Source organism: Varibaculum massiliense (assembly GCF_900106855.1).
Lineage (GTDB): Bacteria > Actinomycetota > Actinomycetes > Actinomycetales > Actinomycetaceae > Varibaculum > Varibaculum massiliense.
Genome location: NZ_FNWI01000004.1, coordinates 1,518,073 through 1,543,438, shown reverse-complemented (window position 1 = coordinate 1,543,438; position 25,366 = coordinate 1,518,073). Strand labels below are relative to the sequence as shown.

Sequence of the window (25,366 nt, the reverse complement as noted above, 5' to 3'; positions counted from 1 at the left end):
TAACTCAAATAAGAGCTAAATAACATTCCGACATTAGGGGCTAAATCTAGGGCTTCAATTTAGTGCAACCAACATGAAGTGTTGCAGCAACGAAGTGGAGCTAGCGGGAATCGGCGGTGCTGCGCACCAGCAAGGGTTTTCGGAGCACAGCCCCCGAAAACCACTGACGCGGACGAACGCTCAACCCGCGTCCGCAACCTCCCCGCGCCAGCCCTCCCGGGTTCGATTCCCGGGCTGAAAACACTGATGCCCCGGCACAAGACCGGGGCATCAGTGTTAGTTATGTAGCTGCTGAAGATGATACAAAATGTTCGGCTCGAGGGCGACGGTGCAAGCAGGCTTTTCCGCCTGATAACAAGCCAAAATGCCGATTACAGACTTGAGTCGGAAGGCATTGGTTTGGTCGCAAATGATCGGAGCACATCACTAATGGATTTTCTGTCTACGAATTTTGGAGCGGGCTTTACCCCACGAAAGCCGTGCCGCGAAAAAGTTACTCCTCCCGCGCAAAGGTTGCTCCACATTCTTCTGCCGGATCATTGATTCTTCCGTAGTGATTATTACGAGCACTACATCAAAAACCACGACGGCTGGCAATACGTTGCTATTTACACTGACGAGGGAATCTCTGGCACTTCCACGAAACACCGGGAGGGATTCAACCGCATGATAGCTGACGCTCTCTCAGGAAGAATCGACTTGATCGTCACCAAAAGCGTCTCCCGGTTTGCTCGCAACACCGTCGACTCCCTCACAACGGTGAGGAAGTTGAAGGATAAAGGTGTGGAGGTGTTTTTCGAGAAAGAAAACATCTGGACACTCGATTCCAAAGGCGAACTGCTCATCACCATCATGTCCAGCCTTGCCCAAGAAGAATCCAGATCTATCTCCGAGAACGTCACGTGGGGTCACAGGAAGCGTTTCCAAGACGGCAAAGTTTATATGCCCTACGGTAACTTTCTCGGCTACGATCGCGGCGAGAACGGCGAGCCTGTCATCAATCCTGAGCAAGCCGAAATCGTGCGCCGGATCTACCGCCACTACCTCGAAGGCATGAGCATCCCCCAAATCGCGGCATCATTGGAAGCGGACGGACTACTAACCCCACGGCGTAAACACAAATGGAGCCACACCACCATCCAATCCATCCTCACCAACGAGAAATATAAAGGCGATGCTCTGCTACAAAAATCCTATACTGTGGATTTCTTGACCAAAGAGGTCAAACCCAATCACGGCGAAGTGCCCCAGTATTACGTGACCGACTCCCACCCAGCCATCATCGACCCTGAAACGTGGGAACTCACCCAAGCGGAATTCGCGGCTCGAGGTAACGGCCGGCGCGAGCGAGTGTTCACAGGCAAGGTTTACTGTACCCACTGCGGCTCAGCCTATGGCAGCAAAACCTGGCACTCCACTGATAAATACCGGGCTATCATCTGGCAATGCAACGAGAAATTCACAGTTCCTCACCCAAAGAAAATGCCCGTACTACGCGATAATCAGCTGCAAGCAATCTTCCAAACAGCGCTCGCCAAGCTCATCAAAAACCAGCAGCTCATCGACTGGGACTACCTGATTACCACCACATCAGACACCACCGATTTGGAAGAACAAGCCTTACAGCAAGCAAGTGAAATCGAGGTAACTACCAGGCTCATCAACCAAGCCATCACCCACAACGCTCATCACTCCCAAAACCAAGACGACTACCAAGAGTGCTTCACCCAGCTCAAAACTCGCCAACGTGAAGCCATCACCGCCTACGAAACAACTCAGGTAGAAATTGAGCGCCGCCACGGCATCAAAGTCAAACTGACTAGGTTTAAGAAAACCATCCAAAACGCCACCCTCAGCCAAGACTTTGACCTGGCAACCCTGCGTGCGCTTTGCCAGCGCATCGAAATCACACCAACAGGCGAGGCTAGCATAATCTTTGCTGACGGCACCAAAATAGAGGGTTAATACCTTTTAGGTATTAACCCGCAAATCACGCCTATCTGGGCGTTATTAGTTTACTCCCCGCTATATATATGTTTTGGTCACGCCATCACTCGGCGTAGATTACGCACCTGGAAGCGTTCTAACAGTTTTCCGCCGCCGTAGATTCCCCCCACCAGCACCGCAGCGGTAATGAGGGCAGCTATCAAGAGCGAAACCCAAGAGGTATCCAAAAGGACGCAGACCAACACAATTAATCCCGAAGGGAGAGCACACAGCAATAACGCCGCCATTGAGGAGACCATGGTAGCCAGCACAGATTTCCCACTTCCTCCCGAATTATTACGCAGAGCCGACTGTCCCGGCGCCGGACCGGGGATAGTAACTACCGTAGAAATCAAAGAATTTGCGCCCAAAGCCACTAACAGGTAGCAGCAGGCTAAAAAGACAGATTTCAAAATCGCGGAGGTGTCCATTTTCAGCGCTAAACCAAAAATCAAAGTAATCGCCACCATTACCGGAAGTTGATAGCTAGCAAGAACCCCAACACGCACGGTTCTGTCAGTTTTACCGGCAACCCCGCCAATAATCTGATACCAGTAGGCGGAAGAATCATTGGACCACATATTCAGCAGCGCAGTTGCGGCCGTCACCGCTACCAGCAAAATAGTTCCGTTCAACGCCCAAAAAACCATTTCTCCCGAGGGATGGTTTGCCCACAACATAATCCCAAAAATAACTGCCACATACAGTATCGAAGATAGGGAAATAATTTGGCGCGGGTCTTTTCGCTGGTAATAACTTATTCTTGCCCAATGAATCTGCCCTACCGGCGACAGGGGTAACACTCGAGCTAACAGAGGAATCCTCCAGACGTCCTCACCATTTTCGTTAAAGGACGCATCTAAGTTCTTGGCAGCGGATACTTCCGCTAAAACCTGCCCCCGCCCCATTAGAGCATTCGCAAAAACCTTCGGCCACGCCCTCAAGATTAGAACTCCATAAAAGCAGGTAGAGGCGAGGGAGAGCGCCAGCCCCCAATAAAAGTGAGCCATCACGAAAGGAGCAAGCAGGAAAGGAGCAAGCGGAGTAAGTGCCAAGAAATACCAAAAAATCTGCGCCGTGCTTCCAGTCAGTTTTTGCACCAGCAGCGGGAAAAACGCGGTTGCGCCACCACTATCGGCAAACCAATGCTGAATCATAGTCACTAGCAAGTATCCCAAAGCGATTACCACCAGCATACCGATACCGGTAAAAAGCTGGCGAGAGCTAGCGCGCTTGGCAGTTAATCGCGACACCAACCGAGTTTGCAATATCTGAGTGAGCGCTGCAATCAAAAATACCCCTAGCAGCCCACTTAGAACGGTAAGCACACTCGCACCAAGGCTACCGGCAGCTAGCCACCCCGCCAGCGACACCTCGTAGATAACGAAAACTATACAAGAGGAAACACTGACGATATTAGCCGCGAGCAATCCGTAGGCTGAGCGCCGGGTAGGGCCGATATAGGGGCTTAACGCCTGGGGGGTCAGGCTTTGTTCACCAGCTACCGATGCCGATACCATCATCATCCAAATCAGGACGATAAGCAGCGCGTAATAGATTTGAATCGGAGCGGTAAGCCCCGCGCGACCTGCTTGCCAAAAGCCGATTGCCACCCCAAGTAATATAAATGCCACGTAGATGATAGCTAGGACACCGAGGACTATTCGCCACCACTGTTTAGTGAACTGTTTGGTTTGCAAACGCAGGTTTAACCGGATTAACGTCCCAACCATGACAGGTCTCCTTCGCATTGCTGATGTCCCCCTACCAACTGTAGGAAGCGCGAGTTGAGGTCTTGCCCTGCCGCGACTTCTTCGGTGGTTCCGGACACCAGAATACGACCCTGATTAATCACTGCCACATGGGTACATAATGATTCCACGGTCGCCATCACGTGGGAAGATAACACTACTGTTCCCCCTCGCTTCACATATTCTTTTAACACCTGTTGTAGGGTGTTTGCCGAAACCGGATCGACCGCTTCAAAAGGTTCGTCCAAAACCACTAGGCGCGGGGAGGTTACCAGCGCTAAAGCTAAACCGATTTTCTTGCGCATACCGGTTGAGTATTCGCTTATCGTTTTCTTTTTATCTAGCGGCAGTTCAAATGTTTGCAAAAGTGAACGGGAGCGCTGAATTGCACTCTGTTTATCAAGACCGCGCAGCTGAGCGACAAATGTTAAGTGTTCAATCCCGCTGAGACGGTCAAACATATGCATCCCATCAGGTAATACCCCCAACGCTCCCTTTGCCGCTACCGGTTCATCCCACATACTGATGCCATTAATGAAAACTGTGCCTCTATCAGGCTCTAAAAGACCGGTAGCGATAGACAGAAACGTGGATTTTCCAGCCCCATTAGGACCTACCAGCCCGAAAAATGAACCAGCCGGTATTTGCAGATAAAGATGATCTAAGGCAAGGTTATTGCCGTAGAGTTTCACCACGTCCTGAGCATCTATCGCATTAACTATCCCCGCGGGTTCTGGTGCGAGCCTCTCCGGTTTTTCTAGTGAATCCAGCTTAGATTTGGGGAGTTCATGTTCCATGAGTAAAGACTAACAGCCCCCCCCCAATCGCCAACTGTGCGACAGACGGATTCTGGGTTAATACCCAAAACAAAAGGGCTGACCACCGTTCAGGTAGTCAGCCCTATTTTTACGTCTGCGAGCAGGAGCTTTAGATTTTGCGCGCGTTTTCAAATTTTGCGCGCACCTTTGCGCAAAACCCTAGTTTTGCGAAATTGTATCAACTCAGTGTGCTCGTAGTGGAGCTAGCGGGAATCGAACCCGCGACCTCTTCCATGCCATGGAAGCGCGCTACCAACTGCGCTATAGCCCCAAGCTATTTCTACCTTCGCAATGCTGCTCGGTAGGCACCAAATAACTCTAACTAACCGGGTGCCTCAACTTCAAATCTTTAGCCTGTGTATTGCGACATACCCACCCCGAACCAGCGTAAACCACCCCAAAAGTGATTAAGCCAGGGAAGGCAGCGCCGCACCAGCAGGATCCGCCACCCCGAGATTATGGGAGACCAAACGCCATCCGGGTTCACGCGAATAAGGAATCAACGTAGACCAGTGGCAGTTATCTAAACCGCGCAACCCTTGCCAGGCAACTGGATCCAATCCCAGAATCTTCACCAGCCCTTGGGTAAGCGCCGAACCGTGGGAAACCACCACTAACGTGCCTTCAACCTGCTCAAAATATTCAAGCACGCATTTAGCGACCCGCGAGCCCACTTCCGCACGCGACTCTACTCCCGCCACCGGGCATTCTCCGGTAGCTCGCCACTCCTCATAACGCGGCGCAAAACGTGCCTTTAATTCTTTCGCGGACAATCCCTCGAAATCTCCGAATGCCCGTTCTCGTAACCGTTCATCGGGCAGCGGTTCAACCTCCTGGCCACATATATTAGCCAGCGCCTGGGCAGTTGCCTGAGCGCGTCGCAAATCCGAACAGATAATCCGCTGCGGATTCATTTTCACCAGTTCTTTCGCCGCCGCCTCAGCTTGGGCGACACCCGCCTCATTAAGAGGAATATCAACCTGTCCTTGCACCCGTCCTTGCAGGTTATAGTCGGTTTGACCGTGTCGCCAAAAAACAATCTTAGTAGCCATGAATCGCCTACTCTAAACTAACAATCATATTTTCAGCGTCCTGCTGCGCGTCCGGAGATTGCGCCTGCGCCCTCCCCACCTGAGCGGCCTCCTCCAAATCTGGTAAATCTATGCGTGGGCAGTCATTCCATAGACGTTCCAGACCATAGTATTCTCGCTCTTCAGCTAGGAAAATATGAACAATTACCCCCGGCAGTTCCATTAGCACCCAGCGAAACTCGTCATTGCCCTCGATGGTCAGCGGGTCGGCACCGCAATCGTGACAGGCATGGTCAATCTCGTTCATGATTGCCCGCACTTGCCGCGGATTATCCCCAGAGCAGATCACAAAAATATCAGTAATGATGGTTTGCTCGTGAACATCAATCGCCACCACATCAGTTGCCAGCTTGCTGGCGGCAGCCTTGGCGGCTATCTCTGCTAGTTTGCGTGGGTCAGGCTTATCGACCAAGAAGAACTCCTATATCTGTAAAACGCTTACCCCATCTACGATACCGGGTTGCACCATATCCTGCCCCATTGTCTGAGAAATAACCGGACGATCCATGGTCAGCACCATTCCCAAAGCGATAATCAGCAAGATTGACAACCGTAACGTCCAACGCAAGAAGGTCTGGATAAACGTTAGCGGTTCTTCCTCGCCCTGGTCTTCAGGGGATTCTAGCGATGCCCCGTAGCGAGTGTCCTCCTGCTCCGGGGCCTCAGCTTTTTTTGCTTTTCGCTTCCGCTGCCACCACCGGGTTTTTTCCTCCCCAGCAGGCTCCTCGCTGTCGGAGGTAGCTGGCGAAGCGCTCCTTTCACTTCCCGAGGGCGCCTCTGTAGTTACTGGCGCTGGAGTTGCTACCTGCGCGGGTACAGTTTCCGATGCGGGTGCTGTAAGCGCTGTAACCGCCGGAGCCACAGCCTCCGGAGCTGCCGAAGGAGCGGGCGCCAGCTGCCCACCAGTAGGTGCGGTTGCAGCCGGGGCAGCCCCTACAGGTGCCGGGCTTGCAGGAGCCTCAATAATAGACGCCGGAGCCACGGCAGGTACAGCCATCGGATTCATTTGCAGCCCCTGGCTTCCGGCAGGAGCTGCTAGTGGAGAAGGCGCAGGATGCTGTGGTTGTACGGGAGCAGCAGGTTTGGCGGTAACCGCGGGCTGAACCGTGGGAACCGGCTGCCCGGAGGTAGGAGCCACAGCTATAGTGCTTTGAGTTAACGGTGTTGCCTGCCCTACAACCGGAATCTGCGCAGAAGCCGGTTGCACTATCGAGGCTGATTGCGCGGCAGCAGGGGGAAAGGTAGCCTCCGGTGCCTGTCGCATACTTGTAGCCGGAGGGGCAGGAGCCGGACGGGGGGAAACCTGGTTGCCACTTTGCCCCGCCAAACTGCCGGTGCGCGGCGCTAAGGAAGCTCCCGACAACTGAGCTGATGATACCCGCGCTGCCGTGGCGGCTACTGTCGGTGAGGGTGCTGCTTGGAGAGCCGGTACCGGAGCCGTCAAGTTCGCGGCAATCGCTGTAGCAGTATCCGCAGGGATGGCAGTATTTGCCCCGCCCAAACGAGTTTGTGCCAAAGCCTGCTGGAATAACTCGGCGGCAGACCCAGCTCCTGCTGCAGCTATGCTTACAGGAGCACCCCCTGCACTTTCACCTTTAATCTCCATTCCGGCAGGGGCGTTGACCTGGGTAGTTACATTAGCTGGTTGCTGTAGACGCTGAACAGTGGTCGCCGAACCGGCAGGATATTGGGGAGTGCCACCCCGTTGCTGGGAAGAGTGCGCGGCTGGCGCCTCGTACCGCGCAGGCAGGGTACTGGGAGCGGGTTTACGGGGAGCAGCGGTAGCCGGTGCCGGCATGAAAGCCGGTGGCGATACCGGCCTTGCCCCCGAGGCTAAGGCTAGTTGATCTGCCAAAGCGCGATCATCAGCAGCATCGGCTAAAGAATCAATCGGACTTACTTTAATCGGTTGTGTCGAGTCACCATCGAGCTTGCCTCCAACTGCCGCATCTGATTGCGCAAAGCTGCTAGCAGCAGGCTTAGAAGTTGGTTTCAGACCCGTAGCACCGTGCGGATCAGCAAAAATACGGGAAGAGGTTCGCGGCTGTCCCGAAACTGGCTGTACCTGCGGGACACCCTGGGAGCTTTGCCTGGAAACTGCAGGTAGTGGCGCCGGAGATGTAGATACCTGCGGTAGGGACTGCGGTAGGGCGGGTGTTGGCGTGGTTGGCGCTTGCGGAGCCACTCTCTCAGCTACCGCCGGCGCGGTAGGCGCTACAGCCGGTTTCACCGCGACCTGCTCATAAGCGGGCGCGTGCGCAATCGGAACCGCGGGCTCTGCCGCCGCCGGGCGCTCGGTTACATCGGGTTTACTCGGGGCAACCTGAGGATTTTGGAAAGATTCCAGCAGCTCCGCCATTTTTTCGGCTTCGCTTTTTGCTGCCTCCACCTGAGCATCTAAAACTCGCTGTTCGCGGCGTTGCTGATTTCGGGCGGCAGTGCGCAGTGTCTCTTGCTCGGCCTCCTCTAACTTACGCAAACGCTCCGCTGCCTCAGCGGCCAAACGTTCCTGTTCTTGCGCCCGCGCCTGTGCTTCCTCGCGCTCTTTCAGCAGTCGCTGCAAATCTGCCTCGGCTTGTGCCCGCGCCTCCTGCGCGACTTTACGCATCCGCTGTTTGTCGCGGTACTCCTGCACCCAGCTACGTCCATCCTGGTCAGGACTGAGGGGACGCTGGGGATGGCGGGGTTCATCCGGGGGAATCTGCCGCAACTGCCATGATAAATCGCTCTCTACCTGGCTAAACCCCTCTTGGATTTGTCCCCATTGTGATTCCGGGGAAGGCGCCTCCGGTCGATAGCTCGGGCGATGCCCTCCGGTGCGAATCTCCTCCAGGCGCGCCAGTTGCTCGGCAATGGAAATCTGCCCGTATTTAGAAATCGGCGAATACGCCTGCTGCTCTAGGGCGCGGGAGGGAAAGTCTGACTCACTCATTACTTGCCATCCTCTCGATAAAGACCGTATTTCGCAATATATTGCACCACCCCATCTGGAGTTAAATACCAGATTGGAGCCTCGGAGGCCACCCGCTGCCGAATATCGGTAGAAGAAATTGCCATCGCGGGCACCTCTAACAGTGATACCCGTTCAGCAGGTAACTTATCAGTGTTTCCCCAGCGGTGACCGGGGCGGGTTACCCCCACAAATCGCGCCAACTGGAACAGTTCCTCAGCGTTTTTCCAATCCATGATTTGTCGCAAAGCATCGGCACCGGTAATAAAAAATAGGTGACAGCCCGGTCTTTCTCGTTTCAAGTCACGTAAGGTATCCACCGTGTAGGTAGTTTCCCCGCGTTCAATATCCACCCGGGAAACCGTAAAACGCGGGTTGGAAGCGGTGGCAATAGAAGTCATTAAATAACGGTGCTCCGGGATGGTTACCCGCCGCCCCCTCTTGAATGGTTGGGTAGCAGTGGGCACAAAAATTACTTCATCCAGGCCGTAGCGGTGTTGCACCTCGGAAGCGGCCACCAAGTGACCATTATGAATAGGGTCGAAGGTTCCCCCCATTACCCCGATGCGCCTGCCGTCGACGCCGACGCCTACCGTCATTGAGTTCCCCTTTTTGCCAGCTTGCCTGCTACGCCGGTTGTTCCAATCTTAGCAAAGGTGAGCGAGTGTTAATATCCATTACCTCGCTTCCTGACTTATGTATAGATATTGTCTGCAAAACAGCTGCCTGGGGAAAGATGCCGCTTAATCTGCAGAAGGATCCGTCCATAATCCAGCCTCCGCTTCCGCCTGCAGATTCTGGCGCGCCGCCTCTTTCCCATCCATCATTTGGTGGTATTGCTCGCGCCTTTCCTGGTTAGTGCGCCGCGTGGATCCCGCTAGACGTAGATCTTGTCCCCGCGCCCCCAATAGTTCAGCCCCAGCCGACTGTAAAGGCTCGAAATCAAAGATTACTCCACCTTCCATTGGGCCAATCACCACGGTATCCCCACTGGTAGCACCGAGTTTTGTCAATTCGGTTTCTACCCCCAGGGTGTAAAGTCGATCCGCGAGGAACCCGATCGCCTCATCATTGGCAAAATCGGTCTGCTTAACCCAGCGTTCCGGTTTTTCTCCCCGCACTTGATACACCGGTCCTTGCCCAGTCTTTTGGACGGTGACCGTAAACCCGGTTCCTCCTACGGCTGGAGGTCGCAGTACCTGCAAGGGTTGAGCTTCGGTTTCTGGCTCTTGTTCACGCAGCTCCATAACCATCTCTGCCAGGGCAAACACTAAGGCTTCCAGGCCGCGCCCACTGACCGCAGAGACCGCATACATCGGCCACCCGAACTCTGCGAGCTGTTTTGCCTGCAGTTTTACCATTTCGGGGGCGTCGGGGATATCCATTTTGTTGAGGATGATTACCCGGGGACGCTCAGCTAAAGGAATATAGCCGGAGACTTCGTCTAGGTCACTTTCGTAGGCTGCCAGCTCAGTTTCCAGGGCTTTAATATCATCGACTGGGTTGCGGTCAGCCTCCATATTTGCACAATCCACCACGTGGGCAAGCACCGCGCAGCGTTCAATATGGCGAAGAAAATCCAGCCCTAACCCTTTCCCTTGGGAGGCTCCCGGAATCAGACCTGGCACATCCGCCACCGTGAATCGCTCATCACCTGCCTGTACTACCCCCAGATTCGGAACCAGGGTAGTGAACGGGTAATCCGCAATCTTCGGTTTTGCCTCGGAAATCGCTCCGATCAGGGAAGACTTGCCAGAGGACGGGAACCCAACCAGCCCCACATCAGCGACAGACTTAAGCTCTAGGATGAGAACGCGAGATTCTCCTTCCTCACCTAAAAGGGCAAAGCCAGGGGCTTTACGTTTGCGGGTAGCCAGCGCCGCGTTACCTTTACCGCCAGTTCCCCCGCGCGCAACCTCTAGACGCGAACCTACTCCTTGCAGGTCGGCGAGGATTTCGCCATCTTCAGCCTTAACCACCGTCCCAGGCGGAACCCGCAATACCAGGTCTTCGCCGTTCGCTCCCTCACGGTTGTCCCCCATTCCGGGAGTGCCGTTGGTGGCTTTAAGATGCGGCAGGTGGTGATAATCGAGCAAAGTGTGGGACTGGGGATCTACTTCTAGGAACACGCTGCCGCCGCGTCCCCCGTCTCCCCCATCGGGACCGCCCAGCGGCTTGTATTTCTCGCGCCTGACGCTGACGCAGCCGTTTCCGCCATTACCGGCGGTAACATCGATTTTTACTCGATCTACAAAACTGGCCATGATTACTCCTTAGCGCCCAAGCTGAAAGCCATTATCAGCTGCCCACCTGTTGCTATATAAGTGTAGCGGGGTCGCTAAGCGACCCCGCTACCTCTAAGCTATTAGCTTTGCGTTAAGCCGAAACTACGTTTACGACTTTACGACCGCGCCGGCGACCAAATTCAACCGACCCGGCGGTCAGAGCAAAGAGGGTGTCATCCTTACCCATCCCCACGTTCATTCCCGGGTGGTATTTGCTGCCCCGTTGACGAACCAGGATTTCTCCGGCGTTTACGCTTTCTCCACCGTAACGCTTGATTCCCAGGTACTGCGGGTTAGAGTCACGGCCGTTAGAAGAGGAACCTAGCCCTTTCTTATGTGCCATTTTCTTTTCCTTTCTTGCCTGAGGTTAGGCGATCTTAGTGATCTTTACCTGGGTCAGCTTTGCGCGGTGGCCCATGCGGCGAGTATAACCGGTCTTATTCTTGAACTTCTGAATCCGAATCTTCGGTCCTTTGGTCTGTTCTAAGACCTCTGCCGTTACCTTGATTTTCTCTAGATCAGCGGCGTCGGAGGTGACTTTGTCACCGTCAACTACCATCACTGGCTTGAAATCGACAGTGTCGCCAACTTCTGCCGCCAGCTTGTCGACGACGACTACATCCCCGACGGAGACCTTTTCTTGACGTCCGCCCGCCTTGACGATCGCGTAGACCACTTTGCTGCTCATTTCCTTAGTCACGTACATTTTCTTTTGTCCGGAAAACCGAACCCAGCCGGTCTTCCAAACAACCAGCACCGACTAACTAGGCTAGTCGATACCGGCGGCGTTTTTCAAACAAAATCCCTGTCCAGACAGTGTGTTATCTGCCACCGCAAGCCCAAGGAATCATTTGAACCACCTATCGGCAAACTGCAAAACAGTTGCCGTATGGGGTGGCTGACGGGGCTCGAACCCGCGACCTCCTGGACCACAACCAGGCGTTCTACCAACTGAACTACAGCCACCATTTATCGCATAGCGACGAATACCCACTTTATCTAACCGGGGGCGTCAGATGAAATTATTGCGACGCTTGCGGGCTATGTATCCGCTCACACCTACTATCTTTGCAGGTAAGAATCGCGCTTTACCAAAAAACGCGGTTACAAATCGCGTCCGCGAAAGTGCCGATACCGTCCTCACGGGTGCGCAGGTAAAGAGATCCGTCAACTGGCGAAACTTCCATCAGGTAATAGGAACCTTTTCCGTCAGGAACAATATCAATCCGCAAAAACAGCAGATGTTGATCATGTCCCAGGCGATCCTTAATCATGCGATGAATCGCGGATCGTACCTTTTCCCCGAAAATCCACTCTTCGGAATTTGGTTGCCGGTTACCAGTAACTGTTTCTTGTGCCTGCACCTCAGTGGTATTCGGGTTAGTGAGCATAGCGGCTTTTTCTACCGAGTGCGATAAAACTCCGTTCATATAGACCAAGGAGTATTCACCGTGTTCATCAACTTCCGACAGGTAACGCTGCACCATAACCGAGCGCCCTTCCTGTAACAGGCTGTAGGCATGGGTTACTGCTGCCATCCGTGCCATCCCGTTATTCGCGTCGTAGCGCCCCATTTCGCGCCCTCCGGAAGAAACCGCCGGCTTCACTACGAACTCACCGAAAGCAGGAAAACGCGTATGTACCTGATGTTTATTCAGATTCTGTTCTGGCTCTAACCAGGTAGTAGGAATCACCGGAACCCCTTGCTCTTGCAGATTGAGCAAGTAGTGTTTATCGGTTGCCCATTGGACCACATCTGCCGGGTTTAACAAGCGGGGAACTTGATGAGCCCACTGCACGAACTCCTCCCGGTGAGCGGCATAGTCACGCACGGAACGGATTATGCACACTCCCGCTTCTTCCCAATCCACCTCGGGATCGTTCCAAACTGCAATCCGGGCATCAACTCCGCGCGCGTCCAGTTCTTCAACCAGCCCCGCCTCGTCCTCGGATAAATTCGGATACTGTGCACAAGTTACTAAGGTCACGCGTTTCTTCGCCATATCTCCAACCCTAATTGTTTAGTCCTTCGTTAGCTTAGGAAATGAACTCCGCTTTCCGATGTTTGTTATCTCAACCCCACCGGACGCGCCAACGCTAGGGAGATCAATTCCTCCATAAGCTGGGAATACCCGATACCCATATATTCCCATAATTTGGGGTACATAGAAAACGGGGTAAACCCAGGCATCGTGTTCACCTCGTTAATTACCACTGAGTCCTTTTCCGGATCCACAAAGAAATCCACCCGCGCCAGCCCTTCACACCCCAGGGTCTCGAAGGCCTTGGCAGCAATCTCGCGCACCTGAGAGGCTAAATGCTCGGGAATCTTCGCCGGGATCTCTAAACTGACGGCATCTTCCCCGAAATACTTGGTTTTATAGTCATAAAATGCCACGTCATCTCGCATAGCAATCCGCCCCGGCTCGGTGGTACGAGGGCGCCCATCGGCTCCTTGCAATACCGCACACTCTACCTCGAAACCAGTTAGTTCTTGCTCCACAATTACCCGAGGATCCACCGCCTGCGCCTTGGCAATCGCGACCTCCATATCGGCTGCGGCACTCACCTTAGTAATTCCGAGAGAGGAGCCGGCGCGTGCTGGTTTTACAAATACCGGCAACCCCAGGTGTGCCAAGCGCTCCAGCACCCCGGCGCGGTCATGTTTCCACTGTCCCGCAGTCACGGTTTCCCATTTCCCTGCCGGCAGATTTGCCTCATGCAAAAGCACCTTGGTGGTGGGTTTGTCCATCGCGGCCGCCGAAGCCAGCACTCCGCATCCCACATAGGGCAGATGCATCATTTCTAGCAGCCCCTGCACAGTGCCATCTTCGCCAAAGGGCCCATGCAAAAGCGGAAACACTACATCGAAACCGCCTAGATCAGCAAGGGAAAATTCTGACCCCAACTGGGTGGGCAGGCTCACCACATGTCCATCTCCGGGGGATAAAAATAACTGCCGGTTAGCGGCAGGAACCTTAGCCACCCCGTCCTCGGATATCTGGAACTGGTCGGAACTAAAATCTACCGGTACCCACTGACCCTGCTGGGTAATCCCAACGGTAACTACCTCGAAACGGTCATGGTCGATGGCCTCTACCACCCCGGCCGCGGTCGCACAAGAAATCCCATGCTCCCCCGATTCTCCCCCGAACAGCACTAATACCCGAGGTTTACTGTTATCTTTTGGCGCCATAGCCTGTCCTCTCTATACCATCCGCGCGCTGGGCCCGTCAGTTACCCGCGGCCCGGTACTCAAAGATACTAACGCTTCTTCTAAAGTCTGTTTGCCACTGATTACCCGATAGGCAGCGGAGTTGATCGGCATAGATACGCCCTTCTTATGCGCCAAATCGCGCACTACCGGACAGGAACGCGCCCCTTCGACAGTTCCCGCCGAAGCCTGAAGTGCCTGAGAAATATCCATCCCCTGCCCCAGACGGTAACCAAAAGCAAAATTGCGGGAGGAGGAAGAAGAACAGGTTGCCACCAGGTCGCCAAGTCCTGCTAGTCCCAAGAAAGTATCCGACTTGCCTCCCATAGCTACCCCGAGACGTACCATTTCTGCCAGCCCGCGAGTAATCAGAAACGAACGGGAGTTGACCCCCAGCCCTAAACCATCGGCGGCACCTACCGCCATAGCGATAATGTTCTTTACTACCCCACCGATTTCTACCCCCACTACATCTTCGGCAACGTAGGGACGGAAATAGTGGGTGTGGATGCGCGAAGCCACCAGCCCCGCACGCCAGGAGTCTTGCCCGGCCACTGCTGCGCCCGTGGGTTCATGGCGGGCAATCTCCCCGGAAAGGTTCGGCCCGGACACTGCCACGATTCGGGAAGGGTGTATTCCTCCGGCCTCAGAGATTACTTCCGTCATCATTTGCAAGGAGCCCGCCTCTAGCCCTTTTACCAGGGATATTACAGTGGCGTTTAGGGGTATAAAATCGCGTACCTGCTCCAACAGAGCTCGCACCCCGTTTGAGGGAATAGATACCACTACCATCCCGGCTCCCTGGCATACCCATTCCAAGTCGCTGGCGGCCTTGATCCCATGAAGTTTTATGCCTGGCACATAGCGCGGATTTTCGCCCGCATTAATCTGTTCAGCCAGTTCTGCACGCCGCGCCCAAATCCGCACCTGGTTGCCAGCATCAGCAAGTATTTGCGCAAATACGGTTCCCCAAGCTCCGGCGCCTAGTACAGCGACTTTACGAACCGAGGAGGCGGACATAACAATCTACCCTTCCTGCTTAGATTTAGGGTTAGTGCTGGTAAAACCACCTTTAAGATAAGGGTCAAGTTCTCCGAGGGCGCGCGCAGTCACCGGCTTTTCGGGGTGGTCTGCTCGCCAGGCTTTCGCTGCCGCCCCTAGTTGTTGCTTGGTAGGCATCCGGGCAGATTTTCGATCTAGAGGACGGTGCGGCATTTTCTCGCCCCGGATTTCCTCCACCCCGCGACAGATTGCCGTTTCTATCCTTTCGGTTGCCTGATACCAAACTTCTGGATCATCAGCCCGATCGTACAGGTCAGAGAGGTCTACCGCCGGCAAGGCATGTACCCATACATCCTTTTTGCCCTTCAGGTCTGGGCGACGAGCGTAACGATCCAGCACGTCTTGCGCCCCCCACTGCACCACCGGCACTAGCGGAACGCGCGCACATAGCGCCATCCGCGCCGCTCCGGTTTTCATCCGCATCGGCCAAAAATCAGGGTCTCGAGTCAAGGTTCCCTCTCCGTAAACGGCTATGCATTCACCGGCTTGTAAGCCCTCAATCGCGGCAGCAAGTGCGTCCCGGGAGTGGGTGGATTCTCGGTAAACCGGAATTTGTCCGCAGGAACGCATAATTGACCCTAAAATCGGAACCTTGAAAAGTTCTTCTTTACATAGAACCCGCACTGGATACCCGGCGCTGGTCATAAAGTGCATCATGGTCATGGAGTCAAACTCGGAAATGTGGTTAACTACCGCAACAAACCCGCCTTCTTTGGGCAGGTTTTCTTGCCCCTCCCAATGCCGGCGGGTAACCGCCCCTACCGGGATACGCGCCACGCGCACAGAAAACCTATAGAAGCGAGAAAACTTACCGGCCATGCTTACCCCTTATTTTTCCAGCTTAACTTGCGCACCTAATGCTCCCAGTTTAGTCAGGAAATGCTCATACCCGCGGCTAATCATATCGATTCCTCGCACGGTAGATTTTCCTTCGGCGGCCAGTGCCGCAATTAAGTGGGAGAAACCTCCCCGCAGGTCAGGAATAGTAATATCGGCGCCATGTAACGGGGTCGGCCCGGAAATCGCTGCCGAATGGTAATAGTTTCTTTGCCCGAATCGGCAGGCTAGCCCGGTTAAACATTCCCGATACAACTGAATTTGCGCCCCCATCTTATTGAGGGCGGCAGTAAACCCAAAGCGCTGCTCATAGACAGTTTCATGCACGATGGAGAGACCGTGAGCCTGAGTGAGTGCCACTACCAAGGGTTGCTGCCAGTCAGTCATGAATCCCGGATGCACATTAGTTTCTAACACGATCGGTTTTAGTTCCCCGCCGGGATGGTAGAAGCGAATCCCATCTCGTTCCACCGAGAAAGCGCCTCCTACCTTGCGGAACACGTTTAGGAAGGTAATCATTTCTGGCTGGGAAGCACCCTCCACAAAAATATCGCCGTGGGTGGCGAGGGCTGCTGATCCCCAGGAGGCAGCTTCGATACGATCGGAGAGGGCAGTGTGAGTGAAACCTTCCAGGTTTTCAACCCCTTCAATCTGGATAGTGCGATCAGTATCTACGCTGATGATGGCGCCCATCTTTTGGAGGACGTTAATTAGATCCATGATTTCCGGTTCGATGGCGGCGCCCCGCAGCTCCGTAATCCCTTCGGCTTGTACCCCCGCCAGCAGGGTCTGTTCAGTTGCCCCCACCGAAGGATAGGGCAACTCGATTACTGCTCCCCGCAGTCCCTGTGGGGCGGCAATATGAATACCGGATTCCAACTTGTCTACTTGTGCCCCGAACGAGCGCAGAATCGAAAGGTGGAAATCAATAGGACGCGTTCCAATCACACATCCACCCAGGTCAGGTATGATTGCTTCCCCTAGGCGGTGCAGGAGCGGTCCACAGAATAGTATCGGGATTCTAGAAGATCCTGCCAGGGTGTCGATGCTGGCTACCTGAGCCGCCTCGATATTAGAAGGATCAATATACAGCTGACCGCTCGCAGAGTCGTATTCGGCTACCACCCCGTGCAGTTCCAGCAGACCACAGACGATATCCACGTCCCGAATCAGTGGCACATTTTTCAAAATGGAAGGGGTTTTCCCCAGCAGCGCCGCCACCATCGCTTTGGGAACAAAATTTTTTGCCCCTCGCACTTTAATACGACCTGTTAGCGGGTGTCCGCCTTGTACTTCTAGAACCGGATCCACGTGTTATTTCCCCTTCCGCTTTTCCCAGTGTTCCCAGTCTACCTGCCTGTGCGGCTTCAAGTAGACACCTGGGAGAAACTACCCTATTAACAAGGGTGTTTTCACGAAAACTAGGCTAAGAACAAAGATAAACCTTAGGGAACGCTACTTGGACAGGAGCAGGTTTTACGCCACGAGATTAAGAGCGCTTGACCTCAGGCATCCCGAGGGTAACTTCCCGGGCAGAAACTACCTCGGCTGGTGGCAAATGCTTAGCGGGCAGGGTACGCGGCATGAAATCTGGTCTTGCCTGTTCGTAAGCGCTAATCGCGTCCTCATTCCGTAAAGTGAGGTCGATATCGTCTAGCCCTTCCAACAGCCGCCAGCGAGTGTAGTCGTCAATTTGGAAGCTGCAGCTAAAAGAACCGCAAGTAACCAGTTGTTTTTCTAAGTCAACTGTGATTTCTTTGCCCGGCTCCGCCTCTAACATTTTCCATAGGGTCTGGCATTCCTCCGGACTAATAACTGCCGCTACCATCCCGTCCTTTTCACAGTTACCACGAAAAATATCGGCAAATTTGGGCGCCAAAACCACTTTGAAACCATAGTCCCGCAGTGCCCAGACCGCGTGTTCCCTGCTGGAGCCGGTACCAAAATCGGGGCCGGCTACCAGAATAGAGCCGCCTCTAAAGGGAGCGAGATTTAGTACGAAGTCTTTATCTTGCCGCCAAGCCGCAAAAAGTCCGTCCTCGAAACCGGTTTTGGTTACCCGTTTTAGATAGACGGCGGGAATAATCTGGTCAGTATCGACATTAGAGCGCCGCAGTGGCACCCCGATACCGGTATGAGAGATAAATTTTTTCATCGCTTATACCTCTTTCCTGCTAGATACCGCCGGTAAATCCGGGGGACTAGTTAGCTTCCCAGTGACTGCAGTGGCCGCGGCAATCGCCGGCGACACCAGGTGGGTTCGCGAATTCTTTCCTTGCCGCCCCTCAAAGTTCCGGTTCGAGGTAGAAGCCGAGCGCTCCCTCTCCCCCAACTTGTCCGGATTCATCCCCAAGCACATTGAACAGCCAGCATTGCGCCACTGCGCCCCGAAACTGGTGAAGATTTTATCCAGCCCCTCAGCCTCGGCTTGCAGTCGCACCCGCGCAGACCCTGGTACCACTAGTACCCGTACATCCTTAGCTTTTTTGCGCCCTTCCCAAACCTGGGCAACGGTACGTAGATCCTCGATTCGCCCGTTGGTACAAGAGCCGATGAACACCGTATCCACCTTGATATCACGCATCGGGGTACCTGGGGTTAACCCCATATATTCGAGGGCGCGTCGGGCGGAATCTCGCTCACTATCGGTATTCATCTGCTTAGGATCCGGCACTTTCCCACTGAGCGGTACCCCCTGTCCCGGATTAGTTCCCCAGGTAACGAAAGGTTCGATACTTTCGGCAGGAATCGTGACTTCCCGGTCGAACTTGGCGTCCTTATCGGTTGCTAGGCCCTGCCAGTAGCGCACAGCTTTTTCCCACTGTTCGCCCTGCGGAGCGTGCGGACGCCCTTTAATATAGTCAAAAGTGGTTTGGTCAGGGGCAATCATCCCTGCCCGCGCGCCTGCCTCAATCGACATATTGCACACCGTCATCCGGCCTTCCATCGAGAGGTTTTCGATAGCTTCCCCGCGGTATTCGATTACGTATCCCTGCCCGCCGCCGGTACCAATCTTGGCAATAATCGCCAAAATAATATCTTTAGCGAACACTCCCGGGCGGAGCTTCCCGGGGATATTAACCGCCATAGTCTTAAAAGGCTTAAGCGGCAGCGTCTGAGTGGCCAAAACCTGCTCTACCTGCGAGGTGCCGATCCCGAAAGCTAAGGCCCCGAAAGCTCCATGCGTAGAAGTATGGGAATCTCCGCACACAATTGTCATCCCCGGTTGGGTCAGCCCCAGTTGCGGACCAACTACGTGCACGATTCCTTGGTCAGCGTCCCCCAGGGAGTGCAGCCGGATTCCAAACTCTTTAGCATTTTCCCGCAAAGTATGAATCTGGGTGGCGGAAGTCTGGTCTTTAATTGGCAAATCAATATCCACCGTGGGGGTGTTGTGATCCTCGGTGGCAATCGTAAGGTCAGGACGACGCACTTTTCGCCCCGCCATCCGCAGCCCCGCGAAGGCCTGGGGGCTGGTGACTTCATGGCATAAATGTAGGTCTATGTATAGCAGGTCAGGCGCTCCGTTTTCCCCAGGCTTAACCACGTGAGCAGCCCAAACTTTTTCTGCCAAGGTCTTAGCCATGCGCACCTCCTATATTTTGTGTCCCCGAACGTGTCATATCTTTCGAAAGTGTAGTTGGAATTCCACGCTCTAAGATGGCAGTATCAGTACATGGACAATAAAAGTGAAGGAAGTGGGGTCGGGGTTCTCGACAAGGCCACCCTCGTCCTAAGTGCGCTCGAGGCGGGGCCGGGCACCCTGGCGCAATTAGTTACCAGTACCGGTCTGGCACGTCCTACCGCCCATCGTCTAGCGGTTGCTTTGGAGTATCACCGTTTCGTGGCACGCGATGTGCATGGGCGCTTCATACTGGGGCCACGCATCGGGGAACTAGCTTCCGCTGCCGGTGAAGATCGCCTTTTAGCTTCGGCTCGCCCGATCTTAAAGGCGCTTTGTGAACACACCCAAGAATCAACGCAAATGTATCGCCGCCAGGGAGACCAGCGGATTGTGGTTGCCAGTTGTGAGTCCCCTCTGGGGCTGCGCGACTCTACTCCTACCGGTTCGGCACTGTCCATGAAGGCTGGTTCTGCCGCTCAGATTTTGCTCGCCTGGGAAGAGCCAGACCGCCTGCACCGCGGCTTACAGGGGGCTTCTTTTACCGCCACCCAGCTTTCGGTAGTCCGCCGCCGCGGCTGGGCGCAATCTATTGGCGAACGTGAACCCGGGTTGGCGTCAGTTTCTGCTCCGGTACGTTTAGCTTCTGGGAAAGTGGTAGCGGCTTTGAGTGTTTCTGGCCCGATTGACCGCATGGGACGCCAGCCAGGCAGAGTTCACGGCCCTGCGGTAGTTGCGGCCGCCAGTAGGCTCTCAGATTTTATGCGGCGCGCGGAAGGGATCATAGCGGCAAAGCGGCAGCAGGCGGAAGGAAAGTTGCCTTAATGCGCCGCTAGGGTTTTGGTGAGCTGATAAGCATCAAAAGTGGCTTCCAGGCAGCGTTCCCATGAAACCGGACAGGGCTGCCGGCAGCAGTTTTCCTGCATTTTTCTGAGGCTTCCGTCCAGGAGGGCACTAGTAGTTTTTTCCGCTAATTCCCGGTCGCTACCAGCACTAATCCCGGTGACGCCATCGGTAATAAAATCGGTGATTGGGCTTTGCGAGCGCACGATTACCGGTAATCCACTGGCACGTGCCTCGGCGGCGGCAATTCCGAAACTTTCATGCAAGCAAAGAGTTATAAAGAAGTCGGTCTGTCGGTAAGCGTTTAAGAGGCCATCGGCATCCTGCCGCCCCGCTAAACTAACCTGGCCAGTGGCAAGTTGAGGCTGGCGGAGAAGCAGGGGCAACAACGCGCCCTCCCCAAAAATTTTTAGGGAAAAGTTGCCGCGACTACCCAACAGATCGTTTACGGTTTGGGCGAACTTGATGAGGGCGAAGGGGCGTTTGCGGGGCATAAGGCGAATAGCGCTCACGGCTTCAAAGTTCAACGTCCCGCCAAGATTGGCAGTTTCCGTCGGCAAGCCTTCGCTATTTGCTGCCGGTGCAGGTTTGGCAGATTTTTGCGCAGTCTGGTCATTCGCCGCCCAAAAATTAGTATCGACTCCATTGGGAATTATTGGCCAATGCCGCCGATTCCGCGGCTGTAGTACTTGGTTAATTTGGGTGTTCATTAGGGAGGACACTCCAGAAAATAGCACCCCAGCCTCAACTAGGCGATCAAAAAATCCGCTGGCACGCATTAGCGGAGCCCAAGTCGAAAGCTCACAGTGGAAAGTCGCCAAAGTGGGAATGGTACCTTGTGCTGCTACCTGCAGTGCCAGGTGCGCAAAGGGGGAAAGTACCCCGATATGGACATGTAGCAAGTCAAAATGGGGAAAGATTGCGCGAAATAGGGGACCGGCAAAGGGGTTCATGGGGGTAAAGCCAATGGTGGGCATCCCTAGGCGATGCACCGGAATTTGATCTTCAATCCGCCGACCCACAAAGGATCCTGCGCGGGTAGCGGTAATCACCTCTACCTGGTGCCCCGCTTGTTTTAGCTGTTGCGCCAGGTTATAGGTTTGGGTTTCGATTCCGCCTATATGGGGAGGGTAGCAATCTGTAACTATCCCGATACGCATATCCTCATCCTATCTGTGTTCGCACTTTCATAATGTTCGCAGCTAGCATCGAAACTTCTTTAATCCGAAATTTGTTTTCTTAACTTACTTCTATATCTGCATATTAAAAGACAGGAGGTCAAGCCGTGCGGCTTGACCTCCTGTTTAATGTGGTTGTGGTGGTGTCTTACTCTCCCGCGCTCGTTGGGGCGTAGTACCATTAGCGCTGCCTAGCTTAGCTTCCAGGTTCGGGATGGGACTGGGCGTGTCCTAGGCGCTATGACCACCACAAGACTATGTGTTTACCCCCTTGCTTGTTCTTCTTGAACCGGTGATTGTCTTTTAAGGACCGGTTTTTTGGGGGGTACCGTTCTTGTAGACGGTGTTTGAGAGTGGGTGTGAGCGTCTTCGTGACGACAATTTTGTGTGGATGCTTGAACACGTGTTTTAGTGTTGTGATTTGTTTTTTTATGGTTGTTTAGTACCAGTCAGCTTTGCGTTTTACAACGTGTACACTTCTGGCCTATCTACCCAGTAGTCTGCTGGGAACCTGAAAGACCTTATCTTAAAGCAGGCTTCCCGCTTAGATGCTTTCAGCGGTTATCCTTTCCGAACATAGCCAACCAGCCATGCACCTGGCGGTACAACTGGCATACCAGAGGTTCGTCCATCCCGGTCCTCTCGTACTAGGGACAGGACTTTCTCAAGTCTTAACGCGCGCAGCGGATAGGGACCGAACTGTCTCACGACGTTCTGAACCCAGCTCGCGTACCGCTTTAATGGGCGAACAGCCCAACCCTTGGGACCAACTCCAGCCCCAGGATGCGACGAGCCGACATCGAGGTGCCAAACCATGCCGTCGATATGGACTCTTGGGCAAGATCAGCCTGTTATCCCCGGGGTACCTTTTATCCGTTGAGCGACAACGCTTCCATAAGCCATTGCCGGATCACTAGTTCCTACTTTCGTACCTGCTCCACCCGTCAGTGTCACAGTCAAGCTTCCTTGTGCACTTACACTCGAACCCTGATTACCAACCAGGATGAGGAAACCTTTGAGCGCCTCCGTTACCATTTAGGAGGCAACCGCCCCAGTTAAACTACCCACCAGGCACTGTCCCTAACCCAGATAATGGGCCCAGGTTCAGATAACCAGCAACATCAGAGTGGTATTTCACTTGCCGACTCCACAACCACTAGCGTGGCTGCTTCAACGTCTCCCACCTATCCTACACAAACACAACCAGCTACCAATACCAAGCTATAGTAAAGGTCCCGGGGTCTTTCCGTCCTGCTGCGCGTAACGAGCATCTTTACTCGTAATGCAATTTCGCCGAGCTCGCGGTCAAGACAGCACAGAAGTCGTTACGCCATTCGTGCAGGTCGGAACTTACCCGACAAGGAATTTCGCTACCTTAGGATGGTTATAGTTACCACCGCCGTTTACCGGGGCTTAAATTCACCGCTTCGCCCAAAAGGGCTGACAGTTCCTCTTAACCTTCCGGCACCGGGCAGGCGTCAGTGCGTATACCTCGCCTTACGGCTTCGCACGCACCTATGTTTTTGATAAACAGTCGCTTCCATCTTGCTATTGCACCCCACACCCCCTAACCACGCAAAGGCAGTTTCAAGGGGTGGGGCCTCCTTCTCCCGAAGTTACGGAGGCAATTTGCCGAGTTCCTTAACCACGATTCACTCGCTCGCCTTAGTATTCTCTACCCAACTACCAGAGTCGGTTTAGGGTACGGGCGGAATAACACCTCACAACGCAGCTTTTCTCGACAGTACAGACCAACCCTGTTATCAACCCAAAAGGGTCTCACCATCACCCCTCACCCTTATGCGTCTTCCGGATTTGACCTAGAAGACAGGCTACAGGCTTGAACACGGTAAACCACCACCGCGCCAGGCAATCTCACTGTGTCACCACGAAGCTAAAACACTCAAACCAAAAACCCAAAACCCAACGACCCTTATCAACCCGAAGGAAGACAAGAACCGGAAAGGGCGTCAAGCTCAAAGAAATGAGTACTATATACGGTCTTATCCCGGTAGCAGAATATCAACTGCTCAACCATCGACTACGCCTGACGGCCTCGCCTTAGGACCCGACTAACCCAGGGCGGATAAACCTTCCCCTGGAACCCTTAGTTTATCGGCGCCAGCGATTCTCACGCTGGACTCGCTACTCATGCCTGCATTCTCACTCCCACACCACACACGACCCATCACCAGGCCGCTACAACAATGCAGGACGCTCCCCTACCCCACAACACAAAAAGCGTTGTAGTCACAGTTTCGGTGGCATGCTTAAGCCCCACTACATTATCGGCGCACAATCACTCGACCAGTAAGCTATTACGCACTCTTTCAAGGGTGGCTGCTTCTAAGCCAACCTCCTGGCTGTCAACGCAACTACACATCCTTTCCCACTCAGCACACACTTAGGGACCTTAACCGATGATCAGGGCTGTTTCCCTCTCGACAACGAAGCTTATCCCCCGCTGTCTGACTGCCCCACCAACTTAACGCGCATTCGGAGTTTAGCAGATCTCAGTAACCAACAAGGCCCATCAACCAACCAGTAGCTCTACCACACGCAAGCAAAAAATGGGACGCTATACCTAAATATATTTCGGGGAGAACCAGCTATCACGGAGTTTGATTGGCCTTTCACCCCTACCCACAACTCATCCCCCAGGTTTTCAACCCTGGTGGGTGCGGACCTCCACGACGTTCTACCGCCGCTTCATCCTGGCCATGGGTAGATCACCCCGCTTCGGGTCTATACCACGCAACTAAATCGCCCCCAGGACTCGGTTTCCCTACGACTACCCCACAACGGGTTAACCTCGCCACGCAACATAACTCGCAGGCTCATTCTTCAATAGGCACGCCACCACCACACCAACCCAAAAAGGATCCCATGGCTCTGACGGCTTAAAAACGCTTGGTTTCAGGAACTATTTCACTCCCCTCCCGGGGTACTTTTCACCATTCCCTCACGGTACTAATCCACTATCGGTCACCGCGCCCGTCCAGGCTTACCCAATGGTCTGGGCAGATTCACACGAGATTCCACGAGCCCCGCGCTACTCGGGAACAAAACCCGACGCCCTGCATGCGCAACCAGCTACCCGACTGTCACGGTCTACGGCCAGGCATCCCAACCTGTTCACCTCACACACACAATGACGCCCCAAGAACCGGCAGATTCTCAACGACTTTGCCCCACAACACCGACTGCGCAACCCCTGCCGAGTATCACACGCAAACGGTTTAGCCAACACCCGCTATCGCTCACCACTACACACGGACTATCTCACAAAAGGCGGTACTAAGATGTTTCACTTCCCACCCTACCAACACACACCTATCAAAACTTCAGTGCGCGCCAACCACACACAACTATGGTTAGGTTACCCCATTCGGAAACCCCCGGATCAACGCTCGCTCGCTAACTCCCCGAGGCTATCGCCAGCCACAACGTCCTTCATCGGCACACGATGCCAAGGCATCCACCAAACGCTCAAAAACAAAAAACAAACCAATAAACAAAAAAACACCAACCACCCAAAGGTGGTCAACGAACAAGATTCTCACTTTCAAAGCATCACAAAGACACTCACATCCACTCTCCAAAAAACAAACAACCAACCCAAAAAACCCCAAAACCCAAAAGCCTTGAAAGTTAATGAGCCAAACAAACAAACCCACCGGATCTGATTGTTCCTATACCCGACAGCCCCCCAAAACCCCAAAAAGCCTT

Annotated in this window: 19 protein-coding genes, 2 tRNA genes and 2 rRNA genes; 2 read left to right on the top strand and 21 right to left on the bottom strand. The window is 54.0% G+C overall.

The annotated features are described in order from the left end of the window. Positions 1-573 precede the first annotated feature (573 nt). Positions 574-1,965 (top strand): recombinase family protein, encoded by a 1,392-nt coding sequence (locus BQ5456_RS06880; RefSeq protein ID WP_268872106.1) that lies wholly within the window; start codon positions 574-576, stop codon positions 1,963-1,965. Between the two features lie 77 nt (positions 1,966-2,042). On the opposite strand, the gene BQ5456_RS06875 is transcribed toward BQ5456_RS06880, so the two are convergent. The 18 genes from BQ5456_RS06875 to leuC form a co-directional block, all read right to left on the bottom strand. Then, positions 2,043-3,719: a hypothetical protein gene (locus BQ5456_RS06875; RefSeq protein ID WP_071129329.1), complete on the bottom strand. Its 1,677-nt coding sequence runs from the start codon at positions 3,717-3,719 to the stop codon at positions 2,043-2,045. Further along, positions 3,704-4,534 (bottom strand): ABC transporter ATP-binding protein, encoded by an 831-nt coding sequence (locus BQ5456_RS06870; protein WP_071129328.1) that lies wholly within the window; start codon positions 4,532-4,534, stop codon positions 3,704-3,706. Before BQ5456_RS06870 ends, BQ5456_RS06875 begins: the two co-directional genes overlap by 16 nt. Positions 4,535-4,753: 219 nt before the next feature. Further along, positions 4,754-4,826 (bottom strand) — tRNA-Ala (locus tag BQ5456_RS06865). A gap of 136 nt (positions 4,827-4,962) precedes the next feature. Continuing rightward, positions 4,963-5,607: a histidine phosphatase family protein gene (locus BQ5456_RS06860; RefSeq protein WP_071129327.1), complete on the bottom strand. Its 645-nt coding sequence runs from the start codon at positions 5,605-5,607 to the stop codon at positions 4,963-4,965. Between the two features lie 7 nt (positions 5,608-5,614). Further along, complete coding sequence (gene rsfS / locus BQ5456_RS06855; protein ID WP_071129326.1) at positions 5,615-6,058, bottom strand: ribosome silencing factor; 444 nt, start codon at positions 6,056-6,058, stop codon at positions 5,615-5,617. Between the two features lie 9 nt (positions 6,059-6,067). After that, the gene (locus BQ5456_RS06850) at positions 6,068-8,578 is read right to left on the bottom strand and encodes a hypothetical protein (RefSeq protein WP_071129325.1); all 2,511 of its coding nucleotides are present in this window, start codon (positions 8,576-8,578) and stop codon (positions 6,068-6,070) included. After that, positions 8,578-9,195 carry a nicotinate-nucleotide adenylyltransferase gene (gene nadD / locus BQ5456_RS06845; protein ID WP_071129324.1) on the bottom strand — a complete coding sequence of 206 codons (618 nt, stop codon included), beginning with the start codon at positions 9,193-9,195 and terminating at the stop codon, positions 8,578-8,580. Before nadD ends, BQ5456_RS06850 begins: the two co-directional genes overlap by 1 nt. 144 nt (positions 9,196-9,339) lie before the next feature. Further along, complete coding sequence (obgE, locus tag BQ5456_RS06840; RefSeq protein ID WP_071129323.1) at positions 9,340-10,860, bottom strand: GTPase ObgE; 1,521 nt, start codon at positions 10,858-10,860, stop codon at positions 9,340-9,342. Positions 10,861-10,972: 112 nt separating this feature from the next. Continuing rightward, positions 10,973-11,224, bottom strand: coding sequence for a 50S ribosomal protein L27 (gene rpmA, locus BQ5456_RS06835; RefSeq protein WP_071129322.1), 252 nt, complete (start codon positions 11,222-11,224; stop codon positions 10,973-10,975). Positions 11,225-11,248: 24 nt separating this feature from the next. Next, on the bottom strand, positions 11,249-11,569 hold the full coding sequence (rplU, locus tag BQ5456_RS06830; RefSeq protein WP_071129987.1) for a 50S ribosomal protein L21: 321 nt from the start codon (positions 11,567-11,569) through the stop codon (positions 11,249-11,251). A gap of 202 nt (positions 11,570-11,771) precedes the next feature. Then, positions 11,772-11,847: transfer RNA gene (locus tag BQ5456_RS06825), tRNA-His, on the bottom strand. A gap of 122 nt (positions 11,848-11,969) precedes the next feature. After that, positions 11,970-12,884, bottom strand: coding sequence for an ATP-grasp domain-containing protein (locus BQ5456_RS06820; RefSeq protein ID WP_071129321.1), 915 nt, complete (start codon positions 12,882-12,884; stop codon positions 11,970-11,972). A gap of 65 nt (positions 12,885-12,949) precedes the next feature. Next, positions 12,950-14,077 carry a D-alanine--D-alanine ligase family protein gene (locus BQ5456_RS06815; protein ID WP_071129320.1) on the bottom strand — a complete coding sequence of 376 codons (1,128 nt, stop codon included), beginning with the start codon at positions 14,075-14,077 and terminating at the stop codon, positions 12,950-12,952. 12 nt (positions 14,078-14,089) lie between these two features. Next, positions 14,090-15,115 carry an NAD(P)H-dependent glycerol-3-phosphate dehydrogenase gene (locus tag BQ5456_RS06810; protein WP_071129319.1) on the bottom strand — a complete coding sequence of 342 codons (1,026 nt, stop codon included), beginning with the start codon at positions 15,113-15,115 and terminating at the stop codon, positions 14,090-14,092. A gap of 6 nt (positions 15,116-15,121) precedes the next feature. Then, positions 15,122-15,976 carry a lysophospholipid acyltransferase family protein gene (locus BQ5456_RS06805; RefSeq protein ID WP_071129318.1) on the bottom strand — a complete coding sequence of 285 codons (855 nt, stop codon included), beginning with the start codon at positions 15,974-15,976 and terminating at the stop codon, positions 15,122-15,124. Between the two features lie 9 nt (positions 15,977-15,985). Continuing rightward, positions 15,986-17,305, bottom strand: coding sequence for a UDP-N-acetylglucosamine 1-carboxyvinyltransferase (gene murA, locus BQ5456_RS06800; RefSeq protein ID WP_071129317.1), 1,320 nt, complete (start codon positions 17,303-17,305; stop codon positions 15,986-15,988). A 178-nt stretch (positions 17,306-17,483) separates the two neighbouring features. After that, positions 17,484-18,149, bottom strand: a complete 666-nt coding sequence (leuD, locus tag BQ5456_RS06795; protein ID WP_071129316.1) for a 3-isopropylmalate dehydratase small subunit — start codon at positions 18,147-18,149, stop codon at positions 17,484-17,486. Between the two features lie 3 nt (positions 18,150-18,152). Next, positions 18,153-19,580, bottom strand: a complete 1,428-nt coding sequence (gene leuC, locus BQ5456_RS06790) for a 3-isopropylmalate dehydratase large subunit (RefSeq protein ID WP_071129315.1) — start codon at positions 19,578-19,580, stop codon at positions 18,153-18,155. A 90-nt stretch (positions 19,581-19,670) separates the two neighbouring features. Between leuC and BQ5456_RS06785 the strand changes: the two genes are divergently transcribed. Continuing rightward, positions 19,671-20,441, top strand: a complete 771-nt coding sequence (locus BQ5456_RS06785; RefSeq protein WP_071129314.1) for an IclR family transcriptional regulator — start codon at positions 19,671-19,673, stop codon at positions 20,439-20,441. On the opposite strand, the gene BQ5456_RS06780 is transcribed toward BQ5456_RS06785, so the two are convergent. From BQ5456_RS06780 to BQ5456_RS06770, 3 genes are all read right to left on the bottom strand, one after another. Then, entirely contained in the window at positions 20,438-21,619 is a 1,182-nt protein-coding gene (locus BQ5456_RS06780) for a glycosyltransferase family 4 protein (RefSeq protein ID WP_071129313.1), read from the bottom strand. The genes BQ5456_RS06785 and BQ5456_RS06780 overlap by 4 nt on opposite strands. A 153-nt stretch (positions 21,620-21,772) precedes the next feature. Continuing rightward, positions 21,773-21,889 (bottom strand): 5S ribosomal RNA (rrf, locus tag BQ5456_RS06775). Between the two features lie 168 nt (positions 21,890-22,057). Beyond that, positions 22,058-25,142, bottom strand: a 23S ribosomal RNA gene (locus BQ5456_RS06770). Positions 25,143-25,366: the final 224 nt, after the last annotated feature.